This window comes from Mycoplasmopsis caviae, assembly GCF_024498215.1.
In the GTDB taxonomy this organism is placed as follows: Bacteria; Bacillota_I; Bacilli_A; order Mycoplasmatales; family Metamycoplasmataceae; genus Mycoplasmopsis; species Mycoplasmopsis caviae.
In genome coordinates, this window is record NZ_CP101806.1 from 910149 (window position 1) to 931882 (window position 21734).

10 protein-coding genes and 1 pseudogene are annotated in these 21734 nt (G+C 30.0%); 4 read left to right on the forward strand and 7 right to left on the reverse strand.

Annotated features, from left to right (window positions below; genetic code table 4):
• Position 1: 1 nt before the first annotated feature.
• The 4 genes from NPA07_RS04440 to NPA07_RS04455 all read left to right on the forward strand — a co-directional run bounded on the left by NPA07_RS04440 (position 2) and on the right by NPA07_RS04455 (position 3224).
• On the forward strand, positions 2 to 982 hold the full coding sequence (locus tag NPA07_RS04440; RefSeq protein ID WP_126118362.1) for an aspartate--ammonia ligase: 981 nt from the start codon (positions 2 to 4) through the stop codon (positions 980 to 982).
• Positions 983 to 1122: 140 nt separating this feature from the next.
• Positions 1123 to 1467, forward strand: coding sequence for an MG284/MPN403 family protein (locus NPA07_RS04445; protein ID WP_126118361.1), 345 nt, complete (start codon positions 1123 to 1125; stop codon positions 1465 to 1467).
• A 13-nt stretch (positions 1468 to 1480) separates the two neighbouring features.
• Positions 1481 to 2830, forward strand: coding sequence for an MHO_1580 family protein (locus tag NPA07_RS04450; RefSeq protein ID WP_126118360.1), 1350 nt, complete (start codon positions 1481 to 1483; stop codon positions 2828 to 2830).
• Complete coding sequence (locus NPA07_RS04455) at positions 2823 to 3224, forward strand: MHO_1590 family protein (RefSeq protein WP_126118359.1); 402 nt, start codon at positions 2823 to 2825, stop codon at positions 3222 to 3224. Before NPA07_RS04450 ends, NPA07_RS04455 begins: the two co-directional genes overlap by 8 nt.
• A gap of 67 nt (positions 3225 to 3291) precedes the next feature.
• Here NPA07_RS04455 and NPA07_RS04460 read toward each other — a convergent pair whose 3' ends face one another.
• From NPA07_RS04460 to NPA07_RS04490, 7 genes and pseudogenes are all read right to left on the reverse strand, one after another.
• Positions 3292 to 4992 carry an ABC transporter ATP-binding protein gene (locus NPA07_RS04460; protein WP_235659550.1) on the reverse strand — a complete coding sequence of 567 codons (1701 nt, stop codon included), beginning with the start codon at positions 4990 to 4992 and terminating at the stop codon, positions 3292 to 3294.
• A pseudogene (locus tag NPA07_RS04465) lies at positions 4985 to 6484 on the reverse strand (ABC transporter ATP-binding protein). Before NPA07_RS04465 ends, NPA07_RS04460 begins: the two are co-directional and overlap by 8 nt.
• Positions 6484 to 7515, reverse strand: a complete 1032-nt coding sequence (locus tag NPA07_RS04470) for an ABC transporter permease (protein WP_126118358.1) — start codon at positions 7513 to 7515, stop codon at positions 6484 to 6486. Before NPA07_RS04470 ends, NPA07_RS04465 begins: the two are co-directional and overlap by 1 nt.
• A gap of 10 nt (positions 7516 to 7525) precedes the next feature.
• Positions 7526 to 8593 (reverse strand): ABC transporter permease, encoded by a 1068-nt coding sequence (locus tag NPA07_RS04475; RefSeq protein WP_126118357.1) that lies wholly within the window; start codon positions 8591 to 8593, stop codon positions 7526 to 7528.
• Between the two features lie 11 nt (positions 8594 to 8604).
• Entirely contained in the window at positions 8605 to 11433 is a 2829-nt protein-coding gene (locus tag NPA07_RS04480; protein ID WP_256553157.1) for an ABC transporter substrate-binding protein, read from the reverse strand.
• A gap of 33 nt (positions 11434 to 11466) precedes the next feature.
• Entirely contained in the window at positions 11467 to 17925 is a 6459-nt protein-coding gene (locus tag NPA07_RS04485) for a rhoptry family protein (protein ID WP_256553158.1), read from the reverse strand.
• A complete protein-coding gene (locus NPA07_RS04490) occupies positions 17888 to 21418 on the reverse strand; it encodes a PDxFFG protein (protein WP_256553159.1) in 3531 nt (1176 codons plus the stop codon). The genes NPA07_RS04485 and NPA07_RS04490 overlap by 38 nt, the downstream gene beginning before the upstream one ends.
• Positions 21419 to 21734: the final 316 nt, after the last annotated feature.

Consider the following 21734-nt stretch of genomic DNA (forward strand, 5'->3'; position numbering starts at 1 on the left):
AATGTACAAAAGTAAATTAAACATTAAAGAAACTCAATTAGCAATACAAGATTTAAAGTTTGCATTCACCAAAAAATTAAATAAAGAACTCCATTTAACTAGGGTTTCTGCCCCTTTATTTGTAGCAACAAATACTAAACTTAATGATGGTTTAAATGGTGAAGAACCCGTTTCATTTGTGCCTAAAAACTTTGGTGAAAAAGTTGAAATAGTTCACTCTCTTGCTAAATGAAAAAGATATGCATTAAAAAAATACAACTTTAATACCTATGAAGGTATTTGAACTGATATGAATGCTATTAGAAAAGAAGAGGACCTTGATTATTTACACTCATATTATGTTGATCAATGAGATTGAGAACTAATTATTAAAAATGAAGACAGAAATCTTGAATTTCTTAAAAAAATAGTTAATACTATTTTTAAATGTATTCGTCACGTTGAATACAAACTCTTAATTGATTTTCCACAACTTAATCAAAAACTACCAGAAAATGTAACTTTTATTAGTAGCAAAGAATTATACAATCTATATCCAAACTTAAGCCCTGAAGAAAGAGAAAGCGAATTTGTTAAAAAACATAAAGCAATCTTCATTTATGAAATTGGTTATCCGCTTTCTGATGGAAAACCTCAATCTAAACGGGCTTATGATTATGATGATTGGAAACTAAATGGAGACTTAATTGTTTATGATGCAGTTAATGATAAAGCATTAGAAATATCATCAATGGGTATTAGAGTCGACAAAAAATCACTACTTGAACAAGCAAAATTTTGCAAAATTAATTCTGATGCTTTTAAAGAGTATCACAACAATATAATTAATGAAGTTTCTCCACTAACTATCGGTGGTGGGATTGGTCAAAGCAGACTTTCAATGTTTTTATTAGAGAAGAAACACATAGGTGAAGTTCAAGTTGGGATTTGACCTCAAGATTTAATAAAGAAACTAGAAGATGAAGGAATATTCTTGCTTTAGGTTCTCTTATTGTGTATAAAAAATAAAAAAATAATTTCAAACTGGAAAAAATTGTGAAAAAACGTGCTTTTTTCTTAATTTTTTCCAGTTTTTTAATTTGCCTTTATATTTTAGGCAAGTTTTAAATTGAAAGGAGGAAAATGAACTTAACTTTTAATGATTATTTTATGGGACTAATTTCGCATAAGGATCAAAGCAATATTATGCAAAATATCCTTACGATGGAAAAAGTTAATGAAGAAGCTTACAAAAAAATAAGTGAAAATGAACCAGAAAAGAGTTTACTTCTGACTGAAAGTAGACCTAAAAACAAAAGCAAACACATTTTAAGTATTATGAAACCACAGTTAGCAAAAATTATTCGGGAGGATTTTTTGAACAGAAGCAATAAAAATTGATTTAAAGACTTTTATTCAAAAAACACCTATTATAAGTATAGAAAACAAGCAGTAGAGGAGTTTTTGTACCATTTTTTTAATACCTAAACCACCAGTTGAGGTGATTAACAATATATCACAAGAACGCTATACTTATAAGTCCCTATATTCAAAAATATCTAATATTGATGATTGAAACGAATATTATGAATATGATTCATCAAAGGCATGTAATGTGGTTCAAGGAAATGTCGAAATAAGAAGATATTTTCATGAGGACAGATTTGCTATAAAAATCTTTTTTATTCAACCATATAAATTACACAAAAAATTCTTTGACAGTGTACGAATTGAAATTAATGGAAAACCAGTAAAAAGTGAAATACTTGAAGCTGCAACCGATACAACTTGGGCAAGGGATAAAATTGCACGTGATTATCTTAGTATAGATAAGTGAACTAAAAAATATAAAGAAAAAGAATCTATGATTGGAACAATTGTTTTATCTCCAAAATTTATTGATTTACCATATGAAAAATTTAGAAATCTAAGAATTTTTTGAAATAGTAAGAAAAGCGATGCGGAAAAACAACTTTGAGAAATCAACAGAATTCCAGAGGAAAGAAGAGAATATACATTTAATGCAAAAGACAATAAAGTTACATTCATGATACCACAATTATATGAATTTGACTTTAATGGCTATGGTTGAAAAGAAGAAAATAGTTCAACAATTAACTATATGAGAACCGACATTACATTAAATGAATTTGATAAATTTAAGAGAAAAAATGAATTAGCTAATATTGAAACAACTGAAGTTGTCAAAAGTTCAATTAATGAAGGTGTAATCTATACTTATGACCGTACACATCACTGGTATGGCTTAAGTCAAAGTGATTATAAAAAAGAATCAAAATCAATAAGAGATTTCAAGAGAAAATGAGATAGTTTTTATTCATCAATTGGGCTTGATAATTTTAGTATTAAGAGCATTCACAATGAATTATTCAATAAAATTAAAAATGAGGTTTACACCAAAACAATAACTAAACCTGAAGACGTAACTAATCATAAAGACTATAAAACAGTAACATATGACAATTTCATTGACTATGATTATAATAATCCTGGTCTTGTGCAATCAACAAAAACACTAACACCTGGTGTATTTATTCCTTATAATCACAAAGGCGAATTCAAGACAAATTACCTATTTGCCTTTAATGATAAAGCAATGACACCAGGAAGTAAGCCAATAATACTAAATATTAATAACTATCAGTTTGTAAAACAAAAACTTCTTGATCCAAGTGAAGGCTTAATTGAATATAAATACAGCGACAGCAGTGAAAAATTTGTTCAGGATATGAATTATAAATTTAATTACGAAAAAATTGAACAGTTCCTAAAAACTAAAGATATCTCTTCGATATTTGTGCTTGATAAATACAAGGTAACTAATGAGTAGTAAGAAAAAGAAAATATTAATTCCTATCTTAGGGACAATTGCCGCTTTAGCGGTGGTAACGCCAATTGTCGTTGTTTCTGCTGCTAAAACCAAAAGAAAAGATTTCAAGAAGCAAGAAAAAGCCACTACATATGACATCTTTCCAAAACTAGATTACAACAATTATTATAGATTTATAAAAATTGATGATAATGGTAAGGAATATATTGACGAAAATGTGGTGCCACTTATAGTTAAGGATGTTCTTGAAAAAATGAATACATCTTTTGATGGCAAGGTTTCATTTGATTATAAATTTGTAAGTAAAAATCATTTAGAACTCAAGTTTATGTACACAGGTAATAATGAGGAATATTACAAAACATATACACTTAGGACAAAGAACGTGTCTTAATAAGGGTTCAAAAAAATCGCAACTTTGCTTGCGATTTTTATTATTTTTTTGCTTTTTTTACTGAATCTTAATTTTTTGTTTTCTTAGCACCTGGGGCTTTCGCTACTCGTCTTGAGTTTTTCCCTTTAACTGGTTTTTTAGCCTTGTTAGTTATTCTTCTAACTTTGGCATTTTTAGTTGAATGCTCCACCTTGTGAACTTCATTTTCTAGTTCAATGTTAATTGTGTTTGAACCACTTTTACGGTTTTCAATTAAGGTTTCAGTAGGCTTCCTATTGGTTTGCTCATCATAAATAATGTTTGAATTATTTTCAACATTTTTACTAACAGATTCATTAATTGAAGAAATTAACTCATCAATTTGAATACTCTTGTTATCTTGTTCTTCTTCAATAACAAAGTCATCAAGTGTAATTTTTTCTTTTCTTTCCCTTTTTTCTTCTATTTTGTCTCATTTAACTCTGTCTTTTTTGTATTCAGCCAGTTCCTCATCAGTGGCTAAAACAAAGTGATTATTTCCTAGATTTTGTCACACAGGTTGATTCTTTTCATCATACTTATGCATACTTGGATCATAGATATAGCCTAAAAGAGAACCCTTTTCACTTTCAATTGAAGGTACAGCATCAAGTAAACTTCTTGTATATGGATGGTGAGCATTATGAATAATCTCATCAGTTGGGCCAACTTCAAGAAGTACTCCTTTATTAATTACTGCAATTCTATCTGAAATGTATTCAACCATACGTAAATCATGAGCAATGAAGAGAATTGTTAAGTTATATTTTTCTTTAAGTTCATTAAAAATGTTAATAACTTGGGCTTGAATAGAAACGTCAAGTGCTGAAATCGGTTCATCAGCAATTAATAATTTAGGTTGAAGTACCACCGAGCGACAAATACCTAGACGTTGTTGTTGACCACCAGAGAACTCTAATGGAAAACGACTAAGTACAGTTTCATCTAAACCTACTTGTTTAAGAATGTCGACAATTAGTCGTTTTTTACACTCTTTTTCATTTAAATTGTTTAATGTTTTACGTTCAACTTTCTTGATTTCTAAGAAATCAACAGCATTCTTGTAACCTGCATTTTGTGAGTATCTTCTGTGAATTTCTTCATATATTGTTTTATAAACAAACTCGTTTGATTTTTCAATAGATTGTTCAATTTCACGGCTTGTTTTTATCCAATTTTTAACAAGTGGTTTATCAGGTTCAACTTGAACAACTAATTGATTAAGTTCTCTAAGAACTAACTCATTATAGCGAGTTAAATAAATATATTTTGAGTTTTTTAGATTTGTTAAACCTTCTCCAACAACTGTTTCAACATTTTTATATGGGTTGAGTGAGTTGGTTGGGTCCTGAAAAATCATTTGAACCTTGTTGACCATAAAGTTAACAATTTCTTTATATTTCTTTGTTCACTTAAAGCCTTTATCAAGATTCTTTGGGATAACACGATCAAGGATTTTAATATAGCCAAATGTGTGTGGGGTTAAGCCAATTATTGCTCTTCCCGTGGTACTTTTACCACTACCACTTTCGCCAACTAAACCAAGAACTTCACCGTCATAAATATTTAAATTTAAGTCTTTTATAGCACTGAATTTTTTTGTACCAAAACCATAATCTACATCTAAGTGCCTAATTTCTACAAGAGGTTTTTTATCAGGATATGCATTAAGCATTTCATCAGTCCCTTGCTTAATTTCTCTTGCAAGTGACTTAGCAAATTTTCGCTTTTCAATGTAATATTTAGGCATTTTTTTCTCCTGGTTTTTTAACTTCAGTACTTTGTTTAATAGCTTTTTCCTCTTCTCTTTTTGCAATTAGCTTTTTGACCAATTCATTATTTTCATAGGCTTTTTGGACAAATTCATCATAAACTTTTTGGCTTACATATTTATCATCACCATAAATCGAGTTCATTTGATTTTCATATTTATCTCAAAGTCTCTTAATAATTTTTGGTGGTTCATATTTTGACACATTTTTATTAAGCAAATTACTCTTAACAAAATGTGTTGTTGAAATTTGATAATAAGGAGACTCTTCTTCAAAATCAATACCTAATGCATAATCATTTCTAACTGCAAATGCATCACCTTTAATATTATTTAAGTTAGAAGGAACAGCACCTCTAATAACTTGAAGTTTAGAGTCTTTGTTAAAGTCAGGCATTGAAACAATTAAACCTCATGTATATGGATGCTGTGGATTTTGGAGAATTTCTTATTTCGTACCACTTTCAATTATTTGGCCAGCATACATAATGTTAATAAAGTCTGAAATTGAGGCCACAACACCAAGATCATGTGTTATAAATGCTATTGCAATTTGAAATCTCTCTTGGAGTTCTCTAATAATATCTAGAACTAAGGCCTGCACAGTTGGGTCAAGAGCTGTAGTAGGCTCATCCATAACCAAAATTTTTGGTTTCAATGAAACAATTGCAGCTATCGCAATTCTTTGGATCATACCACCTGATAATTCATGTGGATATAAATTCATAACTTTTTCTGGGTTATTAATCTTGGTCATTTCCAAATATTTAATTGCTTCTGCTCTAGCTTCTTTTCTAGTTTTAACAATTTTATTAATAAGCATACCTTCAATGATTTGGTTTCCAACTTTCATAGTTGGATCCAAAATTGACATTGGGTTCTGGAATACAGCACTAACTACACGGCCTCTAAGTTTAGATTTTTCTCAATTATACATTGTAAAATTTTGAACTTCTAAGCCGTAGAGTTTAATTTTACCTGATTCAATAATTGAATTTGAACCAGTTAGTCCATATAATAAGGAAGTAATAACACTTTTACCGCTGCCACTTTCACCAATAATTGCATGCACCTTACCTTCATATATTTTTAGCGACGGTCCCCTTAGGACTAGATTTTTTTCTTTTGGATTAGCTGGGTTTCTAAATGTAAGATAAATATCTTCAATTTCCGCAGCTACTTTCGTTTCTGTACCAAAAACATTTTCAACCTTTGCTTTCTCAATATATTGAGCAAAATCAATATCTTTTTCTTCTTGTTTTTTGCGAATATGTAATCACTCACCTATTTTTTTGCCTGCCTTCACTACATTCTTACCAAAGTTAATTCAAGCATCCTTAAAACTTCTTCAAAATGAATTTTTAGGATTACCTTTTACTTCAAACAAATCCAGTGGTGCTGGTTTGTTTTCATAAATAACTGGTTCTCTAAATAATTTTGAATACCCTCTGTTTTTTTCTTTTGTACTCATTATCTTTGTCTTAGTAAACTATCTTGTACAGCAGCAGACATTAATTGAATGCTTGTTGTTACAATAATTAACATTGTTGAAGGTATTAAAACATAACGAGGAAATGTAGTAAAGATTTTTGAACCATCATTGATTAAGTTACCTAATGTAGGTATATCTTGAATTGATAGCCCAATAAAGGCAAGTGAAGTTTCTGAAAGAATAATTCCTGGAATATGGAAAACAATTTCAGTAACAAGAAGTGGAACAACCACAGGTAAGTAGTTAAGCAAAATTTTATAAGTTGGTGTTCCTAAAATTTTTGAGGCACTAACTCACTCGAAGTTTTTAGCACGTAATACTTGAGAACGCATTTGGTTTGCTATTCCCGTTCATGAAGTGAACGTTAGTGCAAAAACAATAACTCAAAATGTTGGCTTAAGAATAATTGTAATAACAATAAGAATAATAATCGATGGCACGTTTGAAATAATTTTAATAATGAATGTCATTATTTTGTCAAATACTCTAAAATGCCCCATCATAATTCCAATTGTTAAACCAACAAAAACCTGAATAAATGTAGCTATAAAAGCTAAGGCAAGTGAGTAACGTAAGCCTCATCAAAGTCTTGCTCAAATGTCACGCCCTAGTGCATCAGTACCAAAAATGTGGCCTTCACTAAAAAATATCAAATATCTTTTTGAAACACTAACTGTGTTTGGATCGCTAGTTGTAAAAGGTAAGAATATTGCAAGAATAATCAACAATGAAAGTGTCATAAAGCCGAAAACTCCAGCACTTGAACGACTGAAACGATAAAAGAATTCAACGAATGGTTTCTTTTGCTTATGCATTGAAGATGTTTCATGAAATTCAAGTAGGTTACCAATAATTTCTCATTTTTTGTAATTAAGCGGTTGAAGTAAAGGATCAGGAGCTAGTTCTTTGCCGTGAATGTTGTTAGGACTTTGAGCACTTTGCTTTATTCTTTCTGCTCTTCTTTCACGGCGTTTTTTTGATTTTTCCGCAATTGTTTTGAATAAATTCATAGCATCCTTTCTATCTTCTTCTTACACGTGGGTCAATGATACGGTATAGAGCATCACGACAAGCATACGAGAGAATTGTAATTAATGAGAATAATGTAACCATAAATAAAATGATATTGTAGTCTTTTGAAGTAATTGCTTGGATTAATAAACCACCACTACCTGTTATAAAGAAGATTTGCTCAACAAAGATTGAACCAATAAAACTACCAAAAATAACAACAGGGAAAAATGTGGCAATAGGAAATAGTGAAGGTTTAAGTGCATGTGTTCAAACAAAACGTCTTTTTGTTAAACCTTTTAAGTAGCAGAATTTAGCGTGTTGCGAGTTGAGTTCTCTATTTAATTCCGTACGTATATATTTAATATAAACAATAATTGAGCTTAAACTTAGTGCTAATCCAGGCAGGATATATGTTGCTATGTCTAGTTCATTAAACAAATATGGAAGATTTACGCTTCGGCCTATTAATAAGAGTAATAAGGCAAAAACAAGCGATGGAATTGATGAGAATACTGAAACAATTAAAGTTGCAATATGGTCAGGTAGTTTATCTGGGTTCATACCTACATAAACACCTACAGGTATTCCTATAACTAAGGTTAAAAACACAGCAAAAATACCGATCATAAAACTTTTTAGGAATCTAATTCACACAAATGAATTGATTTTTTGACCTGGGAAAACTGAAAGCGAAATTCCAAAATCAGCTCTTAGTAAGTTTCCAAGGTAAATTCAATATCTTTGATAAAGTGGCAAATTTAGTCCGTATTGAGCTTCAGCAGCTTGTCGAGCAGCATCATCTAAACCGGCTGAAATGGTTGTTGAACCTGGGACCGAATTAATTAGGAAGAATGTTATTGTAATAACAACTCAAGCAATAAGCAAGAATTCTAAAATCATTCAGGAAATTTTCAATAGAACTTTAAGTGCAGGTGATTGAACATTGAACAATCTTGCTCATCATCTGATGTCTTTTTTGGCCTTACCACTAAAATCTACATCCCGGTTGTACAGGTTAATTTTCTTTATATCTAATTTACCTGTGAAATATTGGGGATCATTTTTTTTCTGCATATAACTCCTTATTATGATTTTATATTGGTTGGCAATGTTGCTCTAGGAGGTCTTGCCACATCATAAGCATATTGTAATGAATAAGTAAATAAGTTTTCTGTTCCATTAACTCTTGAGATTTCTCAGTATGTATCAACTTCCATTAAAGGTACAACTGGTGCCGCATCACGAACAATTTTTTCTAATGCAGTAATAATACCAAAAGCACTTTGTTCAGTTCAACCTTCAGTTTTTTCACTTTCGCTAAATTGGTTTGAGAAAAATCTTAGATATCTTTCAGTAAATTTGCTTATTGATTCATGTTTTTCATTTGCTTCATCAACATAAGTTTTTCTAAACACTAACTCAACAATTTTGTTTCAGTGTTTTTCTTCTAAATTTAGCCTATCAATTGTTTGCTTTACTAAATCAGGCTTTGTTGAAGATAACTGTTGTGTATTTTTGTCTCAAATGTAACCTAAATCTTCAAAATATGCTTGGTATGTTCAACTGCCTGCGGGGTTATTTCTAAAACCAGTGGTTTTTTGGTTAGCTTTATCAATTTCATCTGGTTTGAAGAATACTTTTACATAACTATAACTATCTGAGCCAAAGGTATCAAAGTTTCGATAAATTAAGTCATATTTACCTGTGGTTCTAAAATCTTCATAAACGTTTTCTGGTAAACCTTGAACATCAATTGATACAAAACCATCAAAAGCTTTCTTGACAAAATCTTTAAGTGCAATACCTGCATTTTGTTGCTCATCTGTTGAATTTGAAATATATTTAAGTGTAACGTTTTTAAGATTTGGGTGTTTATCCTTAAATCTCTTCATATAAGAGCGAGCAACTTCTAAATCATAACCCTTATCAGTACGATCTACGTGCTCGTTATTATATTGTTTTGCCAAGTGATCAACGTGGTTGTAATTTTGAATTGGGAATTGTTTATCTGAAACCTTTGTTCTCATAAAGTCGTGATCAAAACCAATTTCAATAGCATCACCAAAACTTGATGAACCTTGACCAAATGCAGTTCAAGTAATAACTGGGAATGATGAGTTTCAACCTACTATGTTAAGCATTTCGTTACGGTTAATTGCAAAATATAGAGCATTACGTAAATCCTGGTCATTAATAAATGAATTAGCGTTGGTTTCTTTATCTAAGTTGAAAGCTAATGCAATAGTGCCAAAGCCAGATGATTTTTTCATAAATGGACGATAAGTTCTATTAGTTCAATAATTAATTTGTTGAACTGCTGGAATCTTTGTAGCAGCTATATAACCATCATCATACATTGCTGAGTTGATATTTGGATCCGAACTAAAGAAAATCTTAATTGAATTGCTAATTGTTTTAGCAGATGAATAATAAGTATTATTCTTAACAAGTTTCATGTAACCTTGAGGTCCAAGCACTATATCTTTAATATAGAAAGGTCCATTGGTTAAAAATTTTGAATTGTCTAGTCCAAATTCAGTAATTCCGCCTATACTTTCAACGAATCTTCTATTAACTGGAATTAAGTTTGATTGAATATCAGTGTATGCATTGTTAAGAGAAGTAGGTTCATTACTGTCATATTCGACTCTTAATGAGTATTCATCCAGAGCAAGCACTCTATTTTTCATATATTTTCTTGAATCAAGTGTATTAACAAAATCATTATCAAGTGTGTTGTTGTTACCATAAAGTTTGTTGACAGCCATATTATATTCATTAATATCAGTATCAGTTGAAATATCATCACTTAATCTATCTTTTAATTTTCTAGCATCTTTAACAAGTGATTTAAATAATGTATCTGAATACTCTTGTCGAGGATCAAAATAAAGATATTTACGAATTTTTGTTGCAATTCTTTGTGGTATTGTCTTTAATTCTTCTGCACTGTGTTTATTTAATGAATACTCAGGGTTAGGTAACATAACTGTTGTAATTTCATCATTAGCATTAAAGTCAGGCGAGTAAGGAATAGCAGCCAAAATTGTTGCATTATCATAATTTCAATACATACGACCTGAATAAAGACCAAGGTTGAGAGCTTCTTTTTTAATTTTTTCAACTTCTTCCTTGTCTGCATCATTTTCTAGTTGACTAGCTCATGGTTTGTAGTTTGGATTTAAGACATCATAAACCCATTGGCCATTTTGCTTGATTAATTCAGGATAAGCAAAAGGGTTTGTGTAAGCTTTTTTATGTTTTTTGATGTATTCTTGTTGAGCATCAATAAAGTTGCTACTTGCTCTAAATTTTCTTTGTAAAACACTTGTTTGCTTTTGACTACCTGTGTTAATGTCAAGAATATAGTGCATAGCATCAATATAATCATCAGCTGTAACTAGATCACCATTACTTCATTTACTTTCTCCTCTATTTAATGTTAGATGAAGAGAAAGTATTTTATTATTTTTAGTCATAACAACACTAACCGGTTGATATTCAGACTTATCTGAACTAATTGTCCCTGGTGCTGAACCAAATTGATCTAATGGATAGTAACGACCTGATGATTGTTTTGGAACTTCATTATTTTTTAAATAATCATCCATAGAATTACTTTTATCATCGTTACCATAAATACCCATAGGAATTTCAGGTAAGTTTAAAATTCTTTTAAGAGAATCATTTGGTCCGCTTTTTAGTGGGCTTTCTACTATTGATGGTAAAACTTTTGATACAGAATTAAATTTCAAGTAATTTAAGGAGTTAATAGGTTCAGTTACAAGACCGAGATTGTAGTCTACTTTTTTATTTTTTGTATTGCAACCACTACTACATGAAATTGTTGCAAAACTAGTTATTCCAATTGTACTTATACTAGCAAGAGAAAGTATTATTTTATTTTTTTTCATTTGTCTAAACCTCCTGTTTTATAGTATTTTTGGTTAAATAACTCCATTAAATTGATCTTGAACTCTAAGTCTAAAATTACCATCTGCATCTTTATAAATTGATATAGGTGCTTGTGAAAATGTCTTACCGTTTTCTGCAATTGATTCTCATTTTCCTAGGTCTGCTTCTAGTGCTTTACTACCATATACATCTGATGCAAAGTATACATAGTATTCTTCATTAGTGTCAAGTAATCTATTTCTATATCTTGACATAATTCCATAATCTGAAACTCATGCAACAAAACCTGTACCTTTTTGATGTCCATTTTTGTCGCTAAAGTTATAAGGTTCATCACTTAAATAGTGTCTTACTTTTTCACCATTTTGATGTCTTTCTTCATTATTAATTTGTTGTTCTTTGTAATAAAACATATTGCTTGCATTTTGTTTTGTAATTCTTAGTGTCTTAACTTGACCAGTTCTTACATTTTTGAATGCTAAATAATTTGCTTTGTCAGCAACTGCACTTGACAAGTAACCAAACATTGCCACAGCATCTTTGTCAGAATCTCTTCAGATACCGCTAATATTTCTTCGTCCAACACCTTGTGATTGAATATAGTATTGTCAATAAGCTCTAGCACGTGTTTTAACGCGTTTACCTTCTAAGTCATTAATTCTAATAGTATCATCAACAATGTCCTTACCTTCATCATCATAAAGTTTGAAGTCTAAGAACTCACGATATCATCTATCCTTAAATCATCCATTGTTAATTGTTTGGAATTTTCCAAAATAGTTACTACTGTAATTTTGACCATAAATAATGTTGTCACTATTAGCAAAGAATCGCTCAATATGTCTAGTATTTAGAATTCTTGCTCTTCTCTTTTCTTCATCATTTAAAAGAGATTCATAATCAATAAGTGTATCTCTAATTCCTGCACTATTTTCGTTACCTCTAAATTTAATTAGTAATTCTAATCATTTAGAAGTTGAAGCACCATCAACAACATATTCAAGTCCAGTATTAGCTTCACTAAGACCGCTTAGATATGATGGCATATTACCAAAATTGCTTGTTGCTGGACTATAAGTAATTTGTAAGTTATCACGGTTAATAACTTCAGCAAAGTTATATGTATAGTCTGTAAAGAATTCATTAAATTTACGTTCAGTTTTTGAACCATAGTAATCTAAAACATCTTGAGATGGTTTAATTTTCTTAATCATACCTTTTCCAAGTGTAATTAAAATACTATAAACTAAATTGTCATTTTCAAGCATTTTACCAACTGTTTGTGAAGTATATGTTGAAGTTTTACCATCAAAAATTAAAGCATCAAATAAGTTAAATTGATTTAATTGTGCATTTCATTCATTAGCCTTGTCTTCATAGGCTTTAATATATTCTGTCAGCGAAATTTCAAGTTTTTTGGCTTCAGGATTTATTGTGTTAAGTGTTGCACTTCTTAAATCACCATAACCATGAGCTTGGTCAAATACTCAACCATATTCAGGATTCTTTTTAACATCATCAATTGTAATATTTGACATTAACATTGCTAAGTTTGAATTTGAAAATCTAAACATAATTTCATTAGCAATTTCTTGCTCATTATTGTTGTCTACAAGTTTTTGGTAGAAATCTTTGTCCTTTTGTTCTAATAACTTATCCTTAGCAATTGCATCATTAAGACCAGTAATAAATTTGGCAAAATCAACCTTGCCTTTTACATAGTTAACATCTCAATTTACAGTCTTGGTATTTTTGTCTAATTTGGCTTTTTTAAGGTCTACTGAGACAAATTCAAGGAATTTTTTATAGTCTTTGAATTCTACTTGATCTCCAAAACTTTTTTGACTATTTTCCTCAGAATAGAATGAGTTATATAGACTCAAGTTTGGATGTTTTTCAACAACTCTTCCATTAATCTTCATTAATTTAACATTTGGATTACGTTTTCCGTTTGGAAGAATTTGCAATGGAGAATTACTATCATCAATAGCAAATCATAAATGTTTATTTACATCATTACCAATGAAATCACTCGTGTATTGTGAATATCACTTCAACATCTTCTTAAGTTGTAAGAATTCCTCAAGATGTTTCACTTGATCATAGAAGAAAATATTTTGGAAAGCGTTTGCTAATTTAATATTTGGTAAATATTGATGATCTTTGTCAACATGAAGTATGTAACCCTCGCCACTGTTAACAAGGTTATTGAATGAGTTTCCTGCAGTATTCATAGCAAACATTAAACTAGTTAAATTTTCTTGTTGACCAATTACACTAGCATACTTTTTAATATTTACATACATCGAACTTTGTGGTAGTCTTACTCCTGGAGCAACCTTTAAATTACCTTTTTCATCATAGTAAGGTAAAGGTGCATTAGCATCTTTTAAACCACCATTTTCATGATCTCTATTTGTAACAAATGCTTTATAAACTAAATCATTGACCTTGTCAATTCAGAAATCACCACGACCAAACAATGTGTTTAAGTAACTATTTGAAATAATAACTTTCGGTTCTAAACTTAGGTCTGTATCTAAATTATCTCAACCTCTTATGCTGAATTTTTCAACAATTAAACTTTTAACTGTTTCGATGATTGACTTAATTTTGCTGTTTACATATTTTAGAGCATTAGCATCATAATAAGGAGAAGTTTTATCATTGAAGTCAAGATTTAGCGGGACATTAATAACTGGTGTGCCATCAGCATTGAACATCAAGACTTTGTTAATTTTGATGTAATTTCCATTTGCGTCTTTTTCACCTTCAACAACCTTAGGTATTAGTTCGCCATTAACTTCTTCAAATTCAACTTTGTTGCCTTTACCATCTTTTAGAATGCCTTTAAGTATTTCAAGACTACCTGGTTTAAAGACATATCTTTTCTTGGTGCTGTCTCAAACCATATACTTAGCAGTACCACCAGTAAGTGATGGGTTAATTGTACCTGAATGGTGGTCAAGTGAGTTCATTAGCCACAAGTTAAAGACAGTTAGAAGCTTTTGATCATTTGGATCACTTAAGCCATTTGCATCTCTACGAGCTTTAGTGGCTTCCATTAGTCCTTGGAAGTTTTGTAAGAAACGACGTTTGTTGTTTTTTAGTGTAGCAATAACATCATCTTGACTAAGTTTTGTACCTCAAATATCTTCTTCTTTTTCATTTTCGTATTTTAAAACCTTTTTGCCATCTTTATCAATCTCAATCTTAGGAATTCCAAAAGTTATATATTCACCATAATCAATAACAACATTATTACCTTTTAGTAATCTTGTTGTATTTAATTGTAAGTGAGTTCTAGCTTTTAGATAAAGATTAAGAGCATCTTTTGAATAGTAGTTGTCAATACGTGGTGTTGCACCCGGAGTAAGGGCTGAAACATAGATTGGTTTTTCGCCCTTATTACCTAAATCATGTGCACCATTTAATGTAATATGGTGTCCATATTCATGGGCTCCAACAAATTTTAAAAAGTCAGTTGAAATACCTTTGAAGTTTGGATCACTCATCTTAAGAATAGCTCATAAACCAACACGTGTATCTTTGGTAAAACCTAAATATTTGCCATTTTGAACACTAAATTCCATCACACCATCTTCATTAATTTTACTTACAAGGTGTTCACCCTCAAGTCACTCCCCTGCATAAGGTACTTCACGAAGTAGTGTGCTTGTCATATCTTCATAAGCATCAACAAAAACACTGTAACCTTTAACACTCTTGCCAAATCTGTCGCGAATGTTACCTTCTTCTCTTATTAGTGTAGGTGTAATTTGTTTTTTGAAGTTTGAAATATTGAATATTGCATTAACAACTTTAAGTCTCTGGTCTTCAACACTGGCATCAAGATTGAATTTAATATACTTTTCAGTATAAATTTTACTGTAGGCTAAATCTGGATTCTTGGCAATGTTTCTTAATGTAACAACAAGTTTTGATTTATCTTTTTCAACATTACTTAATTTAACATAATAAATATCTTTATTAGCTTCCTTAATTTTGTCTGCTTCAATTAGTTTCTTGCTTGCTAAAATATCAAGCAATTCACTTTTGCTTTTAGCAACAACTAAATCATCAGCATTAACAAGTTCATCGCTGTTGTTAGCATATAATTCTTTTTCACGACCTTCAAGTTGAATTTCTCTAATTCTTGCATCAATTAATTTGCTAATTGAGTCCTTAAGTGCGTTTGTTTTGTGTTCGCTTGCTTTTGAGTATGTATCAATGCTTGGGTTTAGAAGTTTTAAATATTTATCATTAAATGAGACTAAGTAGTCTTTAGCAGGTTTTAGAATAGAATCAACTTTTTCTATTTGCTTAATGTATTTTTTAATATTTTGGTTAAATACATCTTGAAGTCTTTGAGCCACAGCACCTGAAGCACTACTTATATCAAAAAGTAATTCTTTTGTGATATTAACTTCATTTATTCCAAAAGCAACTTTTGCTTTGTTTAATTTTTCAGCCAATGTTGATTCAGAACGACTTGTAAGATATTTAACAGCTAGTTTTAGAGAAGCAAGTTCCTTATGTTTATCATCTCTTTGAGCTAAATAAGGTTTTAGTTCTTGACTAATCTTAATTTTTTCTTCTCTTGAAGAGGCTGTGGCAATCTGATCTGTGTAAGTTTTAATAGTTTGATCAAGTGCTTTGATTTCATTTTCAACTGTTGTAACTTTTGTATTAGTTTCACTTAATTCAGCTTGAATTTTAGTTAAATCTTGGCTTTGGGCTCTTGCTTGTTCAATATTAACTAGTTTCATGAAAGCAATTTTTGCTCACTCTAAACCTTTGTTATTCTTAAATTCGCTATTAGTTAAAATAGCAGAAAAATAAGTTCTTAGTGCAGCAAGTGATTGTTCATTTTCTTTGGTATAAAGCAAGGCATCAATAGTTTTTTTGAAACCTTCACTAATCATTTGCTTGTATTTTTCAAGACTTTCATCCTTACCTGTTGCACTAAATTGGTTCTTAATTGCTTCAAGTTTCTTGGCATTAACTTCTTCCAACAATTTTGAAATTATTGGATCATTAATGTAGTTGCTTGAAAATAGACTTCTGGCTTTTGATACAAATTCAGAAAACATATTTTCAATCATATCTAGATATGGCTTAACATCTTGGTGATCTAAAATATTTTTAGCTTTCTCAACTAAGTCAGTAGTCATTTTTTCAATTTTTCTAATTTGTTCTACTGCTTCAATTAAAGTTTTATCTTGATCTAGTGCAAGTTGGTTTTCGATACCTTCTATGTTGTTGATTATGAATGTAACACCATCTTTTGTGTCTGCTAATGATGTTATTTTTGCAACTAACTCTTCATATTCACTAACTACATTTGTAGCACGCTCAGCTGAAATATAACTCATTACACCTTTAGCATAAATTCTATTTATGTAAGTTTGACTAAATTTATCAACAACTTTTAAATATTCTGCTTTTGCACTATTAAGTGCATCTAATTCGCTTTGTAAACCGCTGCTTACAAGTGCTTGTTTAGATTTTTCTTTCGCTTTGTTGAGTTCGCTGTTGTTGTCTTCAATATCATTTTTAGCCTTATTTAATTTCTTGATTAATTCATCATTAAAATATGAAGACTTAACTTTTTCTTCAAGTTCAATTATCAAATTACCAATGTTTTCATTTTGAGTCTTATCAACTTTATTGATTAATGTATAAGGTGGCATTAACTTTTCAAAGTAAAGATTACTTGAAGATAGTTCTGCAAATTTTGAATTTTTTGCATCTAATAATTTTTGAATTTTTTCAATTGCTTCTTTATGTGGAGATGTTTGAATATTTTGAAGTATATTGTACAATGACTCTTCATTTTTGTATTCAGCATTAAGTTTAGCATAAAGGGCTTTATCTTTTGCAATTTGAGCTCTTAGGTCAGTTAATTTTTCACCTTTTTTCGTGATGCTTAATTGTTGTTCAAATTCGAGATTGAACTCGCTAACATACGAACGTCAAATACTCTTGAATTGGATTAAATATCTTCTTGTTGTATTATCAAGTTTGTAAACGTTGTCTTTTTCAACTGATTGTAATCTCTTTAAGAATGCATCATCAAAGTCAAAAACATCTCTGTACGAGTGGGTATTGCTTTTAATACCTTTTGTAATTTCGTTGTGTCTTGCAACAAGACTTTCAAACTCTAATTGTAATTGAATTAAGTGTCTAATGGTGTTTCTTAATCCATCTGCACTCTGAGTTAGCCTTGAAATAAGAACATGAATTTCAACTTTTCGCTCGTTTGTTGTAGTTGTTTTTTCATATTCTTCTTTAAGATTTTGAGTTGTCTTATTTAATTCTTCAAGTGTTTTGTTATGTTTTTCAATTGTTTCTTTTGCACTTTTTGAAACTAATTCAAGGAATTTTACTTTTTCTTCATAAATATCTTTTAGTCTTTCCTTTGCTTTCTTGGTTACTTGTATACCACTACCACTAGCCCCCCCCCGAGTTATAAGTCATTTCAGCTTCAAAAGCTGCATTATATTCAGTAATTAAGGGAATAATTTCATTTTCAGCAGTTTCATACTTTGTTTTTGTTTCTTCTGCTAATTTCTTAGTATTTTCATATTTCTTTTTGAAATCATTCAATATTTCTGCTCAATCACTAAGTTGCTTCATTTCAGCATCTTTGTAATATTTAGCATTTTTGTAAACGTGATCATAAAATGCGTTAATTTGCTCATATGAGCCGTTTTCTTTAAGAATTGCAAGGTATCATTGACCATGAAGATCTGAGAGTTCAACTTCTGCTTCAACAACTTTTTGCAATTGTTGTGGCATTTTATCCTTTTTGTTTGTTTCATATTCTGCAACAATTTTCTTGTATTGTTCAATGACTTCGGCATTATCAAAATTTGCTACTTGTGTAAAGTAGTGAATCTTGAATTTTAAGAACTCAATTTCTCGCTCAACCATATATGACTTATGTCTATTTTTCTTATATTCTTCAAGTAGAGTTGCTTGTTTTTCTGCTTGTGCTTTTGCAAACTCTAAATTCTTTTTAAATCTGTAAAGAAGAATAATTTGGTTTGGATCAATGTATCAAGTTTTATTAGTATCTTTGTCATATTCTTTTACTCATTTAACTTTAAGTTCATCATACTTGTTGGCAACAATAATAAACTCAGCTTGTAATGGTGCTAAATCACTTTTTTGGATTTTTAACTTATCAAGAATTTCAAATCTTTTAACAACTAATTCTTTCATTTCTTTGTAAAGTTTATCAGCTTCATTGCTGCCAGTTGTAATTTTGCTTTCGATTCTTTGATAGTATTTTATGAAGCCCTCTTTTTGGTGTTCACCTTGAGCATTTGGTAATCCATTGAGCACTAAGTTAATGTATTCAACAAGATGCTTGCCATCTAAACTTTTATGTTTAGATGTTATAGCATCAATAAACTCACCACTAGTAAATGGATTTGAACCATGGTTACCTAAAAGCTTGTAACCTTCTGGTAAATGAGTATTAATATCAGTAAAGCCTTTTAGTAAGTTTTTAATACTGTCTTCATTTTCTTTGCCTGAAACAATGTCATGATAATCATTAATAACCTTGTCAAATTGCCTTTTCTCATCAATTTGCTTATTCAATTCATTAACTGTCTTATCATATTCAACCTTAAGGTTTGAATTTTTAGCATTAAAATCATCTTCAAGAGACTTAATCTTCTTAGTATAAACGTAGAAACCATCATTTTTAACTTCATCAACTGTTGTAGATCTAATAAAACCATCAAGATTGTAGAAGTTTCTTCAGTTGAGTTGTGCACTACGTGAAATATCAAGCAATGAATCTAGTGCAATTAATTGGTTAGGTAAGTATGCAATATCTGTTGTATAGTAAATAAAAGGAGTGAATGTTGTTTTTTTGTATGGTTTATTTTCAAAGAAAGGTGTAGTGATTTCTTTGAGTTTTTCGCTATAGTTAAAACGAATTAGGTCAAAACTTGTTGCTAATTCATTTTTGTATACATAAATTGATTTATTTATTTGTGGTTCTAAATCATCAATATTTTTTTCTAATTTTTTGTGTGTTTGTATGTCTTTTTCTTCACTAAATAACTTGTATAAGTGGATAATGTCTCTTAGTGTCTTTAAGACATTTTGACTTAATCCATTCTCAAGTTTTGAGTGCTTTGTTAGAATTTCATTTCATTGTTGTTCTTTTTCAGCAATTTCTTTTTCAAGTTTTTCAATTTCAGATGCTTTTTTAACTTTTGTATCATCGTCTCAAACTTTAGCCTTAGCCTTTGTTAAGTTATCTTCATTAACTTTTAAGGCAGCAGAAATCCTCTTGTGATCACGTTCTGCTCGTTTTTTATCAACTTCAAGATCATCTAATTCTTGTTTTGCTTTTGCTAATTTAGTTTTGATTGTTTGATCATTTGGATTAGATTTTTCTTGCTCTTCAAGTTGTTTAACTTCTTGCTGTTTTGCAGTAAATTTAGCTGTTGCTTCATCTAATTTAGCTTTATCAGTAACTAATTTAGCCTTTTGTTCATTAACCTTAGTTTCGTATTTGTCTACCTCTTTTTTAAATTCTTCCTGTAAACTTAATAATTCAATTAGTTTCTCTAATTGTTTTTTCATAACTTGAATTTCTTGAGCTAGAACACCTGATTCGTTAATTGCATTAATATAAGTGTCAACATCTTTTTCACTAATATTATTCTTTCCAGTAACTTTTCTAATCGATTCAACAAATTCATCCTTAAGTAAACTAACTCTCTCAATCGAGTCATTAAAACCTTTTGAAATGTTAACCACATTAGGATTCTTAACAAACTTATCTTTGTCCTTATAGGTAATATTTTCAAAACTATTAAAAATGTCCATATTTGTGCCATCATTGAATGTAATGTTTAAATGTGAATCTTTTGTTTCATTTTCACTTAAAAGAGGATTTAGAATTTTACGAACATCAACAATTGTTTTTTGAACAAGTGGTGTTGTTTTAACAATATCGCTTAAAACATTAAATTCATCACTGCCCTTGTATTTTTCAAGTGCTGCCTGTAAATTAGCTCTTGCTGTTGCTTCATCTTTACCATAAATTAAAGTTAAATGAGAATCATTTCATTCAAGTCTGCTTAATTCAACATTATTAAAAGCTTGCTTCTTTATTTTGTTTTTTCATTCTCCACTAATTGTTCAAACCTTTTGATTAATTAATGAACGATAGTCAAGAATATTTCTAAAACCATATGTGCTGATTGTTTTAGCTGAATAATTAGCAACCGCATTATAACTTGAAATGTTGGCTAAAAATTCTTTTAACTCAGTTGATGTTAAAAGTTTGCTGTTAACTTTGTAAACAAGAGAATCTTGTGCATTACCTGATCCACGTAATTCTGAATAAATAGGTAATGTACCAAAGAATGCATCTGGGTAGAATTTAATTGTTGTTAGTTCTTTGTTTTTTGTTGAGTGAGAACCAAGAGTAATATTATTACCATGCATTTCAACACCCTTAACAATCGAGAATGACTTAAGTGTAATGATTTCTGGACCTCAAGAAACATTTGTCATAAATCAATTTGAGAATCTTTGAAATTCTAATGGACTAACTGCTTCAATGTATTCATTATAGAAGTTGAATGAGCCATATTTAATGTTCAAAAATGGCAATGCTTTATGTTCTTTGTAATAGTCGTCCAAAAATTTATCAACCGCAACAGTTGAACCATCTTTATTGATAACTTGATTGTTTTTAAAATCAAATTTTGCAATTTCTCTGCTTTTGTCATTTGAAACAAAACGACTTTCAGCCTTATCAACATCAACAAAAAAGTTTCTAAAATCTTTTTCAGAACCAGGATGAGATTTTCCTTGTTTCTCATCAGAATTTTTCGAACATCCATATAGTGAGCCAAAAGTTATTGCCGTTGCAGCAGCTAACACCCCTGCTGAAATAACATATTTAGGTCACACATGAGTACGAAAATTAAATTTTGGTTTTTTCATGTTTTCCTTTCAAGGATATTGCATTGTTATAGGGCATGCAAAAAAATATTTGTTGCAAATTAATTTAAAGTTTTCGATTATTGTGAATTGAAGTTAAATATTCAAAGTAATTGGAAATTTTAGATAATTTGTGACTTTTATTCTAGTTAAACAAAATTGTTTTTTTACCCTTTATTGTATAACAATAATATTAGTATACTAAATTTTTAATAATATGGACGAAAAATATAAAGCGTACGCTTTAACTAAACTTATAATTTTTACCAAAAAGGCTGTTTTATAGTGAGATTTGTCAATTTTTTGAAGTTTATTTTTT